This window comes from Herbaspirillum frisingense GSF30, from assembly GCF_000300975.2.
Classification (GTDB): Bacteria; Pseudomonadota; Gammaproteobacteria; order Burkholderiales; family Burkholderiaceae_D; genus Herbaspirillum; species Herbaspirillum frisingense.
In genome coordinates this window covers 39,043-55,031 of the sequence record NZ_AEEC02000010.1, presented here as the reverse complement: position 1 = coordinate 55,031, position 15,989 = coordinate 39,043, and the positions used below count along the sequence as shown (strand labels likewise).

General features: G+C 60.7%; 16 protein-coding genes. 8 read left to right on the top strand and 8 right to left on the bottom strand.

Annotated features, from left to right (window positions below; translation table 11 throughout):
- Positions 1–33 precede the first annotated feature (33 nt).
- From HFRIS_RS09145 to HFRIS_RS09125, 5 genes are read right to left on the bottom strand one after another with little or no spacing between them, the layout of a single operon-like run.
- Entirely contained in the window at positions 34–1,047 is a 1,014-nt protein-coding gene (locus tag HFRIS_RS09145; protein WP_006463020.1) for a sll0787 family AIR synthase-like protein, read from the bottom strand.
- Positions 1,044–1,616 carry an MSMEG_0567/Sll0786 family nitrogen starvation N-acetyltransferase gene (locus HFRIS_RS09140; protein WP_006463019.1) on the bottom strand — a complete coding sequence of 191 codons (573 nt, stop codon included), beginning with the start codon at positions 1,614–1,616 and terminating at the stop codon, positions 1,044–1,046. The genes HFRIS_RS09145 and HFRIS_RS09140 overlap by 4 nt, the downstream gene beginning before the upstream one ends.
- Before the next feature lie 2 nt (positions 1,617–1,618).
- Positions 1,619–2,701 (bottom strand): MSMEG_0568 family radical SAM protein, encoded by a 1,083-nt coding sequence (locus HFRIS_RS09135; RefSeq protein WP_006463018.1) that lies wholly within the window; start codon positions 2,699–2,701, stop codon positions 1,619–1,621.
- Positions 2,658–3,740, bottom strand: coding sequence for a Nit6803 family nitrilase (locus HFRIS_RS09130; protein ID WP_006463017.1), 1,083 nt, complete (start codon positions 3,738–3,740; stop codon positions 2,658–2,660). The genes HFRIS_RS09135 and HFRIS_RS09130 overlap by 44 nt, the downstream gene beginning before the upstream one ends.
- A gap of 15 nt (positions 3,741–3,755) precedes the next feature.
- On the bottom strand, positions 3,756–4,238 hold the full coding sequence (locus HFRIS_RS09125; protein ID WP_006463016.1) for an MSMEG_0572/Sll0783 family nitrogen starvation response protein: 483 nt from the start codon (positions 4,236–4,238) through the stop codon (positions 3,756–3,758).
- Positions 4,239–4,714: 476 nt separating this feature from the next.
- On the opposite strand from HFRIS_RS09125, the gene HFRIS_RS09120 reads away from it, so the two are divergent.
- Positions 4,715–6,109, top strand: a complete 1,395-nt coding sequence (locus HFRIS_RS09120; protein ID WP_006463015.1) for an aminotransferase-like domain-containing protein — start codon at positions 4,715–4,717, stop codon at positions 6,107–6,109.
- On the opposite strand, the gene HFRIS_RS09115 is transcribed toward HFRIS_RS09120, so the two are convergent.
- Positions 6,072–8,849, bottom strand: coding sequence for an AAA domain-containing protein (locus HFRIS_RS09115; protein WP_006463014.1), 2,778 nt, complete (start codon positions 8,847–8,849; stop codon positions 6,072–6,074). The two genes, HFRIS_RS09120 and HFRIS_RS09115, sit on opposite strands and share 38 nt — an antisense overlap.
- Positions 8,850–9,182: 333 nt before the next feature.
- On the opposite strand from HFRIS_RS09115, the gene HFRIS_RS09110 reads away from it, so the two are divergent.
- Entirely contained in the window at positions 9,183–9,923 is a 741-nt protein-coding gene (locus HFRIS_RS09110; protein WP_039875100.1) for an SDR family NAD(P)-dependent oxidoreductase, read from the top strand.
- 96 nt (positions 9,924–10,019) lie between these two features.
- Positions 10,020–10,520 carry a cupin domain-containing protein gene (locus HFRIS_RS09105; protein WP_006463012.1) on the top strand — a complete coding sequence of 167 codons (501 nt, stop codon included), beginning with the start codon at positions 10,020–10,022 and terminating at the stop codon, positions 10,518–10,520.
- A 51-nt stretch (positions 10,521–10,571) separates the two neighbouring features.
- Here the strand turns inward: HFRIS_RS09105 and HFRIS_RS24750 are convergent, their stop codons facing one another.
- Positions 10,572–11,132: an RBBP9/YdeN family alpha/beta hydrolase gene (locus HFRIS_RS24750; protein WP_152486675.1), complete on the bottom strand. Its 561-nt coding sequence runs from the start codon at positions 11,130–11,132 to the stop codon at positions 10,572–10,574.
- Positions 11,133–11,240: 108 nt separating this feature from the next.
- On the opposite strand from HFRIS_RS24750, the gene HFRIS_RS09100 reads away from it, so the two are divergent.
- From HFRIS_RS09100 to HFRIS_RS09090, 3 genes are all read left to right on the top strand, one after another.
- Entirely contained in the window at positions 11,241–11,711 is a 471-nt protein-coding gene (locus HFRIS_RS09100; protein ID WP_006463010.1) for an Lrp/AsnC family transcriptional regulator, read from the top strand.
- Between the two features lie 155 nt (positions 11,712–11,866).
- Complete coding sequence (locus HFRIS_RS09095) at positions 11,867–12,373, top strand: glyoxalase superfamily protein (protein WP_338033731.1); 507 nt, start codon at positions 11,867–11,869, stop codon at positions 12,371–12,373.
- A 46-nt stretch (positions 12,374–12,419) separates the two neighbouring features.
- Positions 12,420–12,767, top strand: coding sequence for a hypothetical protein (locus HFRIS_RS09090; protein ID WP_152486671.1), 348 nt, complete (start codon positions 12,420–12,422; stop codon positions 12,765–12,767).
- A 308-nt stretch (positions 12,768–13,075) separates the two neighbouring features.
- On the opposite strand, the gene HFRIS_RS24530 is transcribed toward HFRIS_RS09090, so the two are convergent.
- Complete coding sequence (locus tag HFRIS_RS24530) at positions 13,076–14,515, bottom strand: sensor domain-containing diguanylate cyclase (protein ID WP_006463007.1); 1,440 nt, start codon at positions 14,513–14,515, stop codon at positions 13,076–13,078.
- A 363-nt stretch (positions 14,516–14,878) separates the two neighbouring features.
- On the opposite strand from HFRIS_RS24530, the gene HFRIS_RS09080 reads away from it, so the two are divergent.
- Positions 14,879–15,115, top strand: a complete 237-nt coding sequence (locus HFRIS_RS09080) for a hypothetical protein (protein WP_152486670.1) — start codon at positions 14,879–14,881, stop codon at positions 15,113–15,115.
- Between the two features lie 245 nt (positions 15,116–15,360).
- Positions 15,361–15,984 carry a DUF5666 domain-containing protein gene (locus tag HFRIS_RS09075; protein WP_006463005.1) on the top strand — a complete coding sequence of 208 codons (624 nt, stop codon included), beginning with the start codon at positions 15,361–15,363 and terminating at the stop codon, positions 15,982–15,984.
- Positions 15,985–15,989 lie beyond the last annotated feature (5 nt).

Here is a 15,989-nt window from a genome sequence, read left to right as displayed (position 1 = left end):
GAGGCCGCATCAGGGCCGAGACTGGTCGCGTCATCACATACCACCCTGCCCGGCACGCACCGGGCCGCAGCCGATCAGGGCTTCTTCGGCCAGGTCCCAGAAGGTCTCGGTCTGGCCCTGCATGGACAGACGTAGTTTGCGGCTGTCATCGATGCGGCCGATGGACGCGGCCGACAGGCCACGGGCGGCGAAGCGGCCCAGTACCTGTTCCAGGTCCGGCGCCGACACGCTGAGCAAGAAACCATAACTGGGGAAGGCCGTCAGCCAGCGCTGGAAATCCACACCCGGTGGGCAGGGAATGGCGTCCAGATCGATCAGCGCGCCCTTGCCGGAGCACTCCAGCAGCATCAGCGCGGTACCGATCACACCGGCCATGCTGATGTCCTTGGCGGCACTGGCCAGCCCGTCCTCGGCGATGGCCGGCAGCAATTCCAGATCGGCGCGCAGGCGTTCGGCAGGCGCGCCGGAACTGGCGTTCCAGTAGGCATAGGGTTCCTGGAAGCGGCCGCGCAGATCGATCACGGCCACCAGATGATCACCGCTGCGGGCATCAAAGCTGGTCAGCAGGCGCCGGGCGCGACCGATGATGGACACCGACAACTGCTCGCGGTCATTGCGCCGGTTGCTATGCCCGCCCACCAGTGGCACGCCATACACGCGCGCACCCTCGGCCAGTCCTTCCAGCACCGGCCGCGCGGCATCGCCGTCGCGGCTCCACAGGGCATCGACCACCGCCACCGGGCGGCCGCCCATGGCATAGATGTCGCTGACGTTGACCATCACGCCGCAATAGCCGGCAAACCACGGTTGCTGTTCAACGAATTCGTTGATGAAACCTTCGATGGCGAACAGCAGATAGCCATCGCCATCGGGAATGGCAGCACAGTCGTCACCCACGGCCAGGGTGTGGCCCTGATGCCGCACCGCTGGCGCCGGGTCCAGCACCTGGACCACCGCATCGATATCGCGCTTGTGCGCGATGCCACGGGCGGTGCGCAGGGTCGTCACGATCTGCGCCAGCGTGGGCGCGCTGTCTCGCGCATTCATGCTGCGCGCTCCTCGCGCTGGCCGGTCAGGAAACCCCGCTCGCCGTCGCTGATGGGCGGATAGAAGGCCAGGTCAGCCTGCATCTGGTGATGCGGCAGGCCGTGTACCTCGATCTCGGCCAGGGTCTGCCAGTGCAGGCGTCGGAACAGCGGCGCGTTCTGGCTCTGCACCTGGGCCAGGAAGGTATGGCAGCCATGGGCATGGGCGGTGCAGACGGCCAGCCGGATCAGGCCGCTGCCAACCGACCCGATGCGCCGCGCATGCTGCGCCACCGCCAGGCGCGAGCCGTGCCACACGCCGGGCGCGGATTCATGGATGCGCACGGTACCGACCACGCTGCGACTGCCATCGGGCGCCTCCATCACAGCCACGATAGGCATGGCGATGGCGTCGATGGCGTCGGTATCGTCGTCATGGAACACACCCTGCTCGACGCAGAACACTTCGCGTCGCAGCTGGCGCGCCTGCTCGCGCTCCCATTTGTCCAACGCCAGCTTGATGCGCACTACCGGGGCTGACGGCGCCAGCGCAGTGACGGGGGCAACAGCTTTCTCGACCACATCGCTCATGATCACTTCCTTTCGAACGAAGACAGGGAGGAGCAGGCGCCGCACTTGCCGCAGCCGGCCTTGGCGTCGCCGGAGCGCATGCCGGCCGCTTCCAGCATGCCGGCCAGCGGGCTCAACAGGCGCCGCATGGCAGCGGCGTCGGGCGAGGGATGATCTTCCAATGGCGTGCCGGAGATCGGCACGAAGGGCACCACGAAGGGATAGACACCCAGCGCGATCAGGCGCTCGCTCATGCCGAGGATGGCCTCGTCGCTGTCGCCCAGCCCGGCCAGGATGTAGGTGCTGACCTGGCCGCGACCGAAGACCTCGACCGCAGCCGCGAAGGCGTCCATGTAGCGCTCCACCGGCACACTGGCCTTGCCCGGCATGATGCGCTTGCGCACTTCGGGGGTAACCGCTTCCAGATGCATGCCCAGGGTATCGATGCCGGCGTCGTGCATGCGGCGGAACCAGGCATCGTCATCGGGCGGCTCGCACTGGCCCTGGATCGGCAGGTTCACCGCCGACTTCACGCCGAAGGCGCTCTCGCAAAGGATCTGCGCGCCACGGTCGGTGGCGTTGGGCGTACCGGTGGTCATCACCATGTGCTTGACGCCATCCAGCAGTACCGCGGCCCGCGCCACCTCGCCCAGTTGCTCGGGGGTCTTGCGCAGGATGGTGCGGCCGGCCGCCAGCGACTGGCCGATGGCGCAGAACTGGCAGGATTTGCGCCGGCTTTCGTAGCGGATGCAGCTCTGCAGGATGGTGGTGGCCAGCACGTCGGCGCCGTGCAGCGTGGCGATCTTGCCGTAGGGGATGCCATCGAAGGTCTGCATCTTGTAGAAGCGCGGCTGGCGCGGGAAGGACACCACCCCCACCTCGACGCCGTCGCGCAGGATGCGCGAGGCGCCATCCGCGCCCGGTTGCGTGGCCACATAGGGCGACGACCAGGAGCCGGCCGTATGCACCGGGATCATCACGGTATGACCGTCGACCGTCACCGCCTTGTGGTCGGACGGCCCTGCCCCGCCGCGCCGGCTTTGCGCGCCGGCAGTGGGATCGTCAAGACGCAGCCCTAAGGATTGCAGCTCCGAGATCAGCTCCATGGGCGCCTTGCGGCTCGAACGCTGGGGATGCAACTGGATGACGGCTGTCTGCATGATGGGGCCTCGCGGAAGATGGGATGACAGGAGAAGACTGTTCCGCCGGGAACAGGGAAGACATGGGGGAAGTACGGCGATCATCGATCACCAGGTGCAGCAGTTCCGGGCGCGCGTAGTGGCCCACCGAATCCATCATGCGCTTGCGCTTGGTGACCAGTTCCATATCGAGATCGGCCACCAGGATGCCTTCGCCGCTGCGCAGTGGCTCGGCCAGCAGCTTGCCCTCCGGCGAGACGATGGCGGTACAGCAGCCGCCGCGCAGCGCCTTCTGCGCCTTGGGATCGGGTTCGATGGCGGCGATCTGCTCATCAGTCAGCCAGCCCGTGGCATTGATGACGAAACAGCCCGCTTCCAGGGCGTGATGGCGGATGGTGACTTCCATCTGGTCGGCAAAGATCTGGCCGACCATGGAGCCGGGGAATTGCGCGCAGTGGATTTCCTCGTGCTGCGCCATCAGGCTGTAGCGTGCCAGCGGGTTGTAGTGTTCCCAGCAGGCCAGCGCACCCAGGCGCCCCACGGCAGTAGGTACCACCTTCAGACCGCTGGCGTCACCCTGGCCCCAGATCATGCGCTCGTGATAGGTCGGCGTGATCTTGCGGCGCTTCAGCACCAGCTCGCCATCGGCATCGAACACCAGTTGCGTGTTGTAGAGCGTGCCGTGGTCGCGTTCATTGACACCCAGCACGACCACCGTGCCATGCTGGCGTGCCGCAGCCGACACGGCCTGGGTGACCGGACCCGGCACCTCGACGGCGCGCTCGTAGAGCAGCAGGTGCTCAGGCCCGGACGCAAAGGGCGGCCGCACGAACGAAAAGTACGGATAGTAGGGAACGAAGGTTTCCGGAAACACCACCAGCTGCGCTCCTTGCGCAGCGGCGTCGGCGATGGCCTGGCAGACCTTGGCCACGGTGCCGTCGGCACTATCGAGGTCGGGCGCGATCTGCACCGCCGCCGCCCGTACCGTTCTCTTGTTGATGCTCATGGGCCGCCCTTCCGCTTACAGGGTCCAGGTGTCGAGGATGAAGGCGTTGTCGCGACGATGCAGCAACACCAGGTCCAGCACATCCAGCGGGTTGATCGGACGGATGCCCGGGATCAGCGAGGGCTCGCCGTGGCCGTACAGGGCCTGCAGGGCGAAGCGGCAGGCATAGACCTTGCCGCCCTCTTCCATGAACTTGACGATCTGCTTGTTGAAGTTCTGGTGGCCGGGGAAGGCTTCATCGCCCAGGGTGGGGAAGCCACGCTGCACGCCCAGCGTCACACCCGGACCGTACAGCAGGATGGAGGTTTCGAAACCCTTGCGCTTCAGACGCGTGGCCTGCAACAGGTTGACGAAACCGATCGAACCTTCGAAGGCCACGGTATGGAAGGTCACCAGCGCTTTTTCACCCGGCTGGGCTTTGACGTCTTCGAATACCTTCTCTTCATAATCCACCAGGAAATCGCCGGGGGCGTGGGCTGCTTTGGTGACTGCGGGCATGGTGAGACTCCTCTTGATTGCTGTGGGTGGTCACTTGTGGAAGTGGTCCGGCGACGTTGCCGCGACGCTGGCATTGAATGCATCACGCGTGCCAACAATGCCCCGTCAATGCGTGAATTGACTGCATGAAAATCCCGTCAATCGCTGATCACCGATCCGGCTTCCAGCACGCTCGCGGCTTCCGGGGGAGACCTTCTCGACGGGCTTTTCAGCACCCATGCAGCAATCCATTCAATCGCTCCATACAATCGCGCAAACCCGCATGCACTCTGGAGTAGCGGCGTGTTTTACCTTGGTGCAGGCACGCCATCTCCGATGACACAAGGCGGTGCAGCGAGAGCCGCCTGGGTGCTGCATTGGATGGAATACAAATTGCATTCAATGACGCATGCCGATGCAGTCAATATTGAATCCGGGCAAGCTCAAGAGATCGGGAAGGATCAGGAGCCGCCAGGAACGCCGACCAAGGAATCGTCATGCCGAAGAACAGCACCATGTGGGTCCCCAAACTGAAAAAGGGCAGCGGCCCGCTCTACCTGGCCATCGCCAATGCCATTGCCGAGGATGTCGCCACCGGGCAGCTGCAGGCCGAGCAGCGCCTGCCGCCGCAGCGCAAGCTGGCTGAAGCACTGGACCTGGACTTCACCACGGTGGCCCGGGCGTATACAGAAGCACACCGGCGCGGGCTGGTCGATTCGGTGGTGGGACGCGGCACCTTCGTCTGCGGCAAGCGGCGCCCGCGCATCCCCCGCGTAACCGAGGGACGGCCCAACGTGGACATGTCCATGAACATGCCGCCCGAGCCGGAGTCGCCGGAACTGGTGGAACTGATGCAGGCAGGATGGAGCAAGGTCAACGGCAGGCTGCGCGACCTGATGCGCTACCAGGACTTCGGCGGCTCGCCCGAAGACCGCGAGGCCGGCGCCCTGTGGCTGCGCCGGCGCGGGATGGTGGTGGAACCGGAACGGGTGCTGGTCACCCCAGGCGCGCAATGCGCGTTGCTGGCGATCCTGACCATGCTGGTCGGCCCCGGTGGCGTGCTGTGCTGTGAAGACGTGACCTACCCCGGCCTGCGTGCCATGGCCGGGCAACTGGGCATCAAGCTGGTAGGCTTGCCGATGGACAACGAAGGCATCGACGCCGTCGCCTTTGCCGGCGCCTGCGCGCAATACGCGCCCAAGGCCCTGTACTGCAACCCGACGCTGTTGAACCCCACCACCTGCACCACCTCGCTGTCACGGCGCCAGGCGCTGGTGGATATCGCCCGCCACTACGAAGTCGCCATCATCGAGGACGACGCCTATGGCTTCCTGCCGCGCTCGACCCCGCCGGCCATTGCCAGCCTGGGCAGCGAGCTGACCTTCTACGTCACCGGCCTGGCCAAGAGCGTGGGCGCCGGTTTGCGCATCGCCTACATGGTGGCGCCGGACACCCACTCGGCGGCACGCCTCACGGCCTCGCTACGGGCCACCACGGTGATGGCCTCGCCCATCACCTCGACCCTGGCCACGCACTGGATACGCGATGGCGTGGCCGACCTGGCACTGGCCAACATCCGCAAGGAATCCATGGCCCGCCAGAAGATCGCGGCCCGTATCCTGCCGCCACACAGCTACGCCTCCGAAGCCGAGGCCTTCCATCTCTGGATCAAGTTGCGCGGCGGCTGGCAGGCCGCCAGCTTCGCCGCCCAGATGCGCTCCTCCGGCATCGGCGTGGTGGCCAGCGACGCCTTCGCCGTGGGCGCCGCGCCGGAGCAGGCAGTACGGGTCTGTATCGGCGGCGTGGCCAACCGCCACGATATCCAGCATGCGCTGGAGGTCATCCGCGATGCGCTCAATGAAGCGCCGCTGGCGCGGCCGGCGGTGGTGTAGTTTCGCCGGTAACCGCCTCGGCGGCGGCACCATCGGCATCCACCCACTGCGCGAGGAACCTGCCCAAGCTGGCCTCGATATCAGTATCGATGGTCTGCAGGCGCAGCAGATCGATACCGCTCTTGCGCAGGATGCTGTTCTTGAGCGCATCACGTTCGCCCTGTTGCTGGCCATGGTGCAAGCCCCCGTCCACTTCGATCACGCCCAGTGGTTGCTTGCCGACCTTGAAATAGATTACGAAGTCACAACTGGCCTGTTGTGCCATGAATTCAAGCTCGCGCGGTGTCATGGCGGGATTGCGGGCAGACGCCAGCTGCTTCAGGCGGACCTGGCAATGGAAGCGCAAGCCGGCAAAGCGCGTGCTTGCCAGCAGTTCTCGCAACAGCTGCGTCACGATCTGCTCCGACCGGAAGTGCGAATCGCTGCTGCGCAAGCTGGCGGCCAGCCTGGCCAGTGAGCGGTCGTATTCCTGGTACAGCAGGTCGAAGGCCGACACCACCGGCGCGCGCCGCACTTGCGCCTGGTCTGCGTAGTATTCGATATAGCGGATCAGTGCGGCCACCGGCCCATTGCGCTGGGCGAAGACCTCATCGCCGGTCACCAGAGTGAATCTCCGCTTGGCCCGTGACACGGCGACATTGACCATCTGCGCCGCGTCGACGAAGCCGGACATCGACTGGCTGCTGCGCTTCTTGTCCAGCACGGTCGAGAAGACCATTTCCTCGCATTCCCTGCCCTGGAATTTGTGCACGGTATCGCTGACGAAATCCGACGGCAGTTGCGCGCCGGCCAGCTTCACCTGTGCCCGGAAAGGCGCGATGAAGCCACGGCCCTGGGCATCCACACCGCTGCGCTCACCGGCCTCATCCAGAACCGCCAGCAGGGATTCGATTTCCCTCAGATTGGTCGTCGTACGCATGTGATTGCCCTTGGCCATAACGATCAGGCGCAGCGGCTCGCTGCCGTCGTCGGACGTCATCGGGATCAGGGCATTTTCATAGAACTGCTGGTTGCAGAACTGGATGATGCGCGGATGGCAGCGGTAATGCTCCTTGAGCAAGGTACGCGGCAGCGCATCCCCGAAGACCGCCATCACCGAATCGAGCAGGCTCAGCCGCTCGCAGTCATAAGCCGGCGACGGCGCCAGCTTGCCCAGCTCCACCGGAATATGCGGCAACTGGCGGCGGTCACCGACGACGATCAGGTTGCGTGCGCAGCCCAAGCCCAGGATGCCGGGCAGGATGTCCTGCTGGGAGGCCTCGTCGATGATGACATAGTCCAGCATGACACCTTCGGCCAGCGAATTGATGATGGAATGGGTACTGCTGGCAATGATCGGATAGCGTGCCAGAAAATCGCCGAAGTCTGCCTGATAGGTATCGATCCCGAAGGCTTGTGAAGCGGGGGCGCTGCTGTGCAGATGTTGCTTCAGGCAGAGCATGGAATCCTGGCGCACCTGCTCCAGCGAGGCATCGAAGCTCCCCTCTTTCAGGGGCGCCTGGCAGGCCGCCAGCTCGCTTTCCTTCTCTTGCAGCTGGCGCTGGTAGAAGTGGGCCTGCAGGGCATGGAAGCTGCGTGCGCGCTGGGCGCCGGCAGCGAAGGGACCGACGCGGACGATGCCGAAGCGCAACAGCAGGCTGAACCGTTCGCGCAGTCCGATCGACTTCTGCCCCAGATGCGACAGGTAGGCCATGAGATCGGCCGCGCGGGCGGGCGTCAATCGGTATCGTTCCAGCGCCGGCCCCGCTGGCACGTCGTTTTCATCATGCCACTGCTGCAGATAGCGCTGCTCGACCTGCAACTCCTGGATCTCGGCCTTGAGCTGAGCTGCGCGGTTGTGGGCGTGCAGGTACTGCTTGAGGCGGATGACGGCGGCGTCAATTTCTTCCAGCGCGGGAGCGGGCAATGGGGGTTCCGACGGCACCGCAGGCGGGGATTCAAAGAATACGGAACGCTTTGCCTTGCTGCCGAGTTTGGCCACCAGATAATCCAGGTCATATTTCTGCAGCTTCTCAACCACGTTATCCACGGCCGAATTGTTGTTGGATAGGATGGCGACCGTTTCGTCCCGCAACAGGATATTGGCAACGATATTGAGGATGGTCTGGGTCTTGCCGGTACCGGGAGGACCTTCGATCACGCTGATCTGCGCACGGAAGGCTTGCTCCACCGCCTCGATCTGGCTGGCATTGACGCCGAAGGGGAAGATCAATGGACGGGAGAGTTCACGGCTGCGGTTCGCGCCACTGCAATAGGCCTGCAAGGCGCTGTCCGGATGGGCTGGCAGCTTGTTGAGCTGGCGCAATACGTTATCGGCGATGCGGTCCTGATCCGGCGAGGCCTCACCGCCCTGCCCGCCCCGGGCCTGCGCAACGGCCAGGAAATAGCGGAAGACCGGCGTTTGCTTGAGGTCGGTCTCGGCCACCACGCTGACGTCATCCAGGCGATGCAGATAGCCCTTGCGGTTACCGGCATAGTTGACGATCACATACTTGTTTCCATAGAGCGTAGCCTGCTCCACCCGCTTGGCCGCCCCACCCTTGCCCTTGTTGAGCAAGGCGCCGCCCAGCTCGCGGGTCGGAGAGATGCGGCATTCGGCCAGCGGCAGGCTGAAGGATTTGGTGCTGTGGAAGTAACAGGTCAGGAACCAGGCCTGATGCTTGTCGCTCCAGTAAATCTTCCAGTCATGGATTTGTGCAGTCCGGTCTTCGCCCCGAAGATGGATGGTTACCGCTGACATCGCCGCCCCCTGCGCTTGCCCGCTGCCACCAACGCCATCGGAGGACAATGTCGGGCAGCAGGTCATTGATATGTTTGCCTTGCGGCAAATTAGAGGCGTTATCATGCCACCAGCATGCCGGCTTGTCAGCCAGGCCTGCGGCTGCAGGATGATCGGCGCTAAGCCCAAGGAGGCGCCGCTGCCGTCACCGCTGGTGTTGCAGCGGGCGGCAGAGGGGCAGCGGAGGGCTGAAGCGGCCATTCATGAGGACCGCAATCGCCAGAAGCAGGCCTTCGTCAAAGTGAGACGAACGTTTATCAACTTGTCATGTACCCAACCGTATAGGCTTCCACGATGTCACAGGCTCCCGTCGCACTTATCACAGGCTCAACTTCTGGCATCGGTGTGGCAATTGCCCGCCGGCTCGCAAGCGAAGGCTATTCAATCGTATTGCACTCGCGCAATTCGGTAGAGGCCGGGCGACGACTAGCGCTCGAACTCGGATCGGCCATCTATGTGCAAGCTGATCTGGCTAATGATGACGACAGAGTGCGACTGATCCGCGAAGCGATAGCGTCATGGGGACGGCTGGATGTTCTGGTTAATAACGCAGGAATCAGCCGTGTTATTTCGCACCAGGATTTGGCGGCCGCAACGCCCGATGTATGGCATGAGCTCTATGAAGTGAACGTGGTTGCTCCTTTTCGTTTGATCGCTGAGGCTGAATCGGCCTTGCGTGATTCGAAACGCTTCGGTCGACCCGGCTGCATAGTCAACATCAGCTCCCATGCTGGCGTCCGCCCGAAGGGTGCATCGATTCCATATTCAGCGACCAAGGCGGCCTTGAATCATATGACCCGGCTACTCGCTGTTTCACTTGCGCCCGACATCCGAGTAAATGCTGTCGCCCCTGGATTGGTCGATACGCCACTGACCGCAGACTGGACCCAGGCGCAGCAAATATGGAAGGAGCGCTCGCCGATGCGCCGATCTGCCCGTCCGGAGGACATCGCCCAAGCCGTTGCGATGTTGGTTGCATCGGACTATCTCACCGGTGAAATCCTGCTATCGGATGGCGGATTGAATCTAACCTAGGCCCTGTTCACACCAGATCTGCGAGTGCGAGAGCGCGTCAAGAACTGGAAGCATCAGGGCGCATACCCCCCCTCCACCTTTCCATCACACTGAAAAATGTCTCGACACCGCTTCGAAGAATTGATTTCCCATCTGGACCTTCAACCGCATCCGGAGGGGGGCTTCTATCGCGAGACCCATCGCAGTCAGGAGCGTGTGGAACGCTCGGCGGGCGGTTCGCCGCGCTCGGCGGCGACCGCGATCTATTACCTTCTCGGTGGCGAGGATAGGTCAACCTGGCATCGGATCGATTCAGAAGAGATGTGGCACTTCTATGAAGGTGATCCTCTGCACGTCCACGTCCTGCAGCCGCACGGGGCGCTTCAGACTTTCCGCCTGGGTAATCCGCTGGAGCATGACGGTGCCGATTTCCAGGCGCTGGTCCCGGCAGGCGCCTGGTTTGCGGCGGAGTGTACGGTTCAAGACGGTCACAGTCTGATGGGCTGCACGGTGGCTCCAGGCTTCGAATTTGATGCGTTTGAAATCGCCCAGGCAGAGTTGCTGCTGGAAGATTGGCCGCTGCACCAGGAACTGATCAATCGTCTAGCACGGAAGTGACGGTCGCTTGGCAAGGCGATTGGAGTTTTCTTTCCACGATGCGCATATTGACTATAGGGTCTCTAGGCCGCGATCGGTGGACATGGACATTCTTGCGAGCAAATCCAGCCCTTCCGGCCAGGCACCTAGCTTGCTTTCCGCATTGACGTGCCCCTTCGCTCCAACCTCGACGAACTCGCTGCCCCAGGCATTGGCGCATTCTCGGCCGTGGTCCACGCTGCCGTAGGGATCGTCCGTGCTACAGACGACGACTGACGGAAACCTTAACGGCACCAGAGGTATAGGTGCGAATCCATGCGCCGCGCCACGCGGAAATGAAGGTGCTGCTGGATCGGGAACTGCGACCAGCAAGGCGCCACCGATCTTCTTTTCCGAATGTGCAGCCCAATGTGCCACCGCTAGGCATCCAAGGCTATGTGCTACCAGCAGGGTGTTTGCAGGAGCATTGACAAGTTGTCGCTCCAGGGCAGATACCCAGTCGTCGCGTTCTACTTTGTCCCAATTCTCGACGATGAGGCGCCGCCAATTCGGATACGAAGACTGCCATAGGCTCTGCCAGTGAGAAGGGCCAGAGTTGCCGATGCCGGGAACCACAAGGACGGAATGATGCATTTGCGAAATCTCCATTGATGAAACAGTGCTCATTGTATTGAGACCCGAACTAAGGCAACATCGGCATTCGAATGTATTGACGGCACTGAACCGATGAATTGACGGAAGATGATGGACTCGACAAATGAAATTAAAGCGGAGGCATTAGACCGCCTGGACTGGCGCATCTTGGAGGCCCTTCAACACAATGCGCGCATGAGCAATACAGAGCTGGGAAAGCAGATTGGTCTATCTCAACCAGCCATCACCGCCCGCATCAGGAAATTGGAAGACCGAGGTGTAATTGAAGGCTACACGGCAAGAATAAATCCCGGCTTGGTGGGCCACAATATCTCCGCAATGGTACGGATTCGTACCACTCACGCGGAGATCAAGCGCTGCTTGTCGGCCTTCGAAGCGATGCCGGAGATTATTGAAGCACACCGCATAACTGGGGAAGATTGCTTCATTGTGCGTGTCGTTGTTGAAGAGATGGCGCAGCTGGAAGCTGCTATCGATGCGCTGGCGCGGTTTGGGCCAGTTACCACGTCAGTAATTCTGGCAAGTTACCCGTCGAAAGCTATCGTTCCAAGGGCTTGAATCACCTTTACGATGAAGGTCTGTGGTGACTACGGTCCTGGTCACCAGTCGATCGTCGCCCACGCTCTCGACCGAAAGAGTATTCAAACAAAGCGGTTGCAAACCGGCAGCTTAGAGGTACGCGTCAGGCTGCTGTCGGAAAGTTTTGGACGGTCGTGACCGTTCTTGACTTTTCAGCGCGGCAGCCTGCTCTGCTGAGCCCAACGGCCGAATTCGGCCAGTTGCGGGCAGAGTGGGAATCCCGTTGTCTGTGTAACCAATTAAGCTCTCAATCCATTGAAGATATGACAAACAGAATTCATTCACCGATACCAATACTCAGGATTTTCGACGAGGCGAAGGCACTGTCCTTTTACGTTGAGTGGCTAAATTTCAAAATTGATTGGCAACATCGGTTTGACCAGCATCTGCCCCTATATCTGCAGATTTCCCGGGAGAGCTGCATTTTGCATCTATCGGAGCATCATGGGGATGCCTGCCCGGGATCTGCGTTGCGCATCCCGGTAGGGAACGTGGACGAGCTCTACCTCGAACTGAAAGGCCGTCCATACATGGGATATTTCCCGGAGGTGGAGGCAACTCCCTGGGGCAGCCGAGATATGTCGATTCTGGACCCATTTGGTAATCGAATCGTCTTCACTACTGACGCAGAGAGCAACTGACGGCAGCTGTCGGCCAGAAGCGGACGACATCGGCTACGATTAAGCCATGAGCTCACCTACCATTACCCAATATCCCCCGCATGCTGCGCTCGAACAGGCGATGATAAGAACGTTTGAAGCGATGAAGAAAAAAGCGCTTCTCCTCAACGACTTCCAGATTATCAAGGGCGATGCTTGGGTCGCTATCTGGATATTTTTTGTCAATGATGCGAATGTCCCAAAGCATTCCGATGTTGGGATTCTCGACGAGCTGGAGATGGATTTTCGTGAAAGGCTAATGGCCTCAAAGGAGCATTTTTCATTTCAAGAACTGCCTCTAATCAACTTTGAGTATGACTCAAAGGAGAACATCGATAAGAACTATCAAGGCAGCTACTACCTGCGTATGCGCTAACCTAAAAGCAAGAGGCCCTAACTTCCATGTCTGGGATTTCCGCTATCGGCCAGAGGCGGTCTTCAATGGGCAAAAGCTTCGCTGCGATTAAAACTTAAGTGCGTATCACCCGCTTGGCAATCAGGCAGGTGACTGGAGTGCTCGACATGGCATCACTAGAAATCATCTGGCGCGGGCACCTGCGTGACCAGATATCGCCAAGGGAGATCGCCAGGCGGCTTGGCTTCTGCAAGAACACCGTTAGCCGCCAACTACGCTGTGAACTGTAGAACCAGTCTATCGTTACCTTGCGCCCTCGATCCCGTTTTCTACAGCGCCCCGTGGTCATAAAACCGGATCGCATTGCGACCGGCCGCCTTGGCCTGATACATGGCAGCATCAGCCCATTTGAAAATATCTTCCGGTGTGACCAAGGTCCCCAAGTAGAGCGCCACGCCGATGCTGGCAGAGCACCGATGCTTCACCGTCTCAGGTTCCTGGGTGGCGTGCTCCACGCTAAGCACATAGGGAGCTGACAGGCTGACGCCAATTTTTTCGGCAACCGTCCTTGCCTGCACTGTCGCTTTTGCCAGGTTCGCATCAAGGTCGCTTAGTAACACCACAAACTCATCACCGCCAAAGCGACCTACCGTGTCGACTTCGCGGACGATACCCTTCAAGCGAAGTGCGGCTTCGATCAACAACAGATCACCCACCAAATGGCCGTGCACATCATTTAGCGGCTTGAAATTATCCAGATCAAGCACCAGCAAGGCGTAGTGGCAATTGTTGCGCTGGCTGGCCGCGATGGATTGATTCAGGCGATCGCTCAGCAGGCGGCGGTTTGGCAGGTGAGTCAGCGGGTCATAAAACGCCAGTTGACGCACCTGCTCTTCGAGTTGCCTACGTTCGGTGGTTTCGCGGGTGATACCGTGGTAACCAATGATGGTACCGTCGGCGTCGCGCACAGGTCTGGAATGCAGCTCGCCCCATAGCAGTCGCCCGTCCTTGCAGCGATGCTGTACCTCGAAGGCGAGGGATTCATCCTCCTTGCCCTCCAGCTCAGCCTGTCGCCGTTTGCCGAGCATATCCCGAATGACCGCCATACCTTCATCGGTCAACATTTCAGACACGTGACACCCCAATACCTCGCTGGCGTGGTATCCCCGAACGCGTTCGTCAACCGGACTGATATAGGTAATGTGCAAATTGCTATCAGCTTTCCAGACGACATCGGCGATGTCTTCGGTCAACAGTTTGAAATGCTCTTCCAGCTCACTTAATTTTTCAGCAACCTGATTGCGCTCAACTGAAAGGCTTTCGAGTTGCGCAAGCAGCGTCTGCAATTGCGCATTCGACTGATGGTGGTCGGCTTCACGTCGTTTTTCGTCCGAAATATCGCGAAACGTACCTGCCAGGCCGAACAAACCCGGTGCCAGCTCGACCTGGTCGCCGCGAAACGCAAGGCAAATGGGCCTGCCCTCTCCGGCGAACACCTCAAGTTCTAGCTGCAAAGCCACATGATTGGCCATGGCCTGATCGAAAGCTGCATGGAGACGTTCAAGACCGCCATTTGCGAAGGCCTGCATGGACGGGGCCGGAGCATTGCCGGGACTCCCGGTAATACTGGCTAGCAGCCCCTGCGAAGCCTCGGGCAGAAAGAGCGATTTCTTGGCCGGATCGTATTCCCAGTAACCGATACAGCCGATTCGCTGAACAATATCTAGTCGCTTGCCTTCCAGGGTTGCGGAGAAGCTATTCGATTTCACGTGTCTACCTCAGGTCGTTTTTTTTCATACAAGCACTCTTTCTCTGGAGTGTTGATTTGATATCGTTTTGCGGCAATCAGACATACTATTGCCAAAACCAGTGCGACGATCAGGTCCCATCGAACGATAAAACAGGCAGCAGCTGTAGCCTCCTTCTCCACGTCGATAAGTGCGTGATTTCCTTGTAGAGCAAGTCGCGTGGGAGATGGTTTTTTTAGTTTTTCGTCTAGACGAACGATTCTACTGAAATCCTTTTATCGACTCCAGCGGCTCGTCGAGATTCGTTATGCCACCATTGTTGGCTGCCATCGATCAGAAGCAAATCCATTCTCAACTACTGCGCATTTTTTAACCGGAGATCCCGTGGAAAAGGAAGAACCGATGAGCAACCCGTATACCACCACCGCCGCCATGCAATACATCATGACGATGCTGCTTCAACGATTGGACGCGACCGGCGCCATCAAGCTTGACGGGATGATCGCGGGAGTACAAAGCGATCTTCAGGCGTGCGTCGATCTGACTCCTGCCGTGCAGGAGACCTTCAAGGAAACACTGAACATCCTTCGGTTTGCCAGGAACTGTGGTACCGGCCAGTGAAATGCCAACCTGGGCATTGTCGATCCAGCAGGAACAGGAAGTTTTCGATAAGGCGAAGACCGTCGGGTGGGTATCGAGAAGGTCTCAGACCTGGCGCAATCTCAAGGGCGGATGAGTGCGTCCCAGACTGCGGCTATTCGGGTCGCTCCAAAGCTGACATTTTTGTCATTCAAATGTCATGCAAATGACTCCTTTGCGTGACTAGCATGAGTCTTTTCCCAACCCACTCAACTGGTCAGGATCTCATGAGCGCATCCCTTCGCAACCTCGTCCATGGCATCGCTGTATCCGCCATCTTCGCCACCTCCGCCTCCTTTGCACAAGCGCCCGCACCCGCCGCCATGGCCGGTATCCGCGGCGCCATCGTTTCCGTTGCGGCCGACAAGCTGGTCGTCAAGAGCAACCGTGGCGGCGAGCAGACCATAGCCCTCGATAAGGACACCCGTGTCGCTGCCATCTCGCTGGCCAACATCAACGACATCAAGCCGGGCAGCTACATCGGCGCGGCCGGCATCCCGCAGCCGGACGGCTCGCAGAAGGCGCTGGAAGTGCACGTGTTCCCGCCGGCCATGGCCGGCACCGGCGATGGCCATCGTCCGTTCGACCTGGCGCCCAACAGCACCATGACCAACGGCACCGTGGGTGACGTGGTGGCCAGCAACGGCCGCACGCTGACCTTGAAGTACAAGGATGGCGAAAAGAAGATCGTGGTGCCGGACGACGTGCCCATCGTCAACATCGAAGCCGGTGAACGCTCCATGCTGGTGGCCGGTGCCAAGGTGGTGGTGCGCGCCCGCAAGAACCCCGACGGCAGCCTGACCGCCGCTTCGGTCAGCGTCGGCCGCAACGGCATCACGCCGCCGATGTAAGAGGC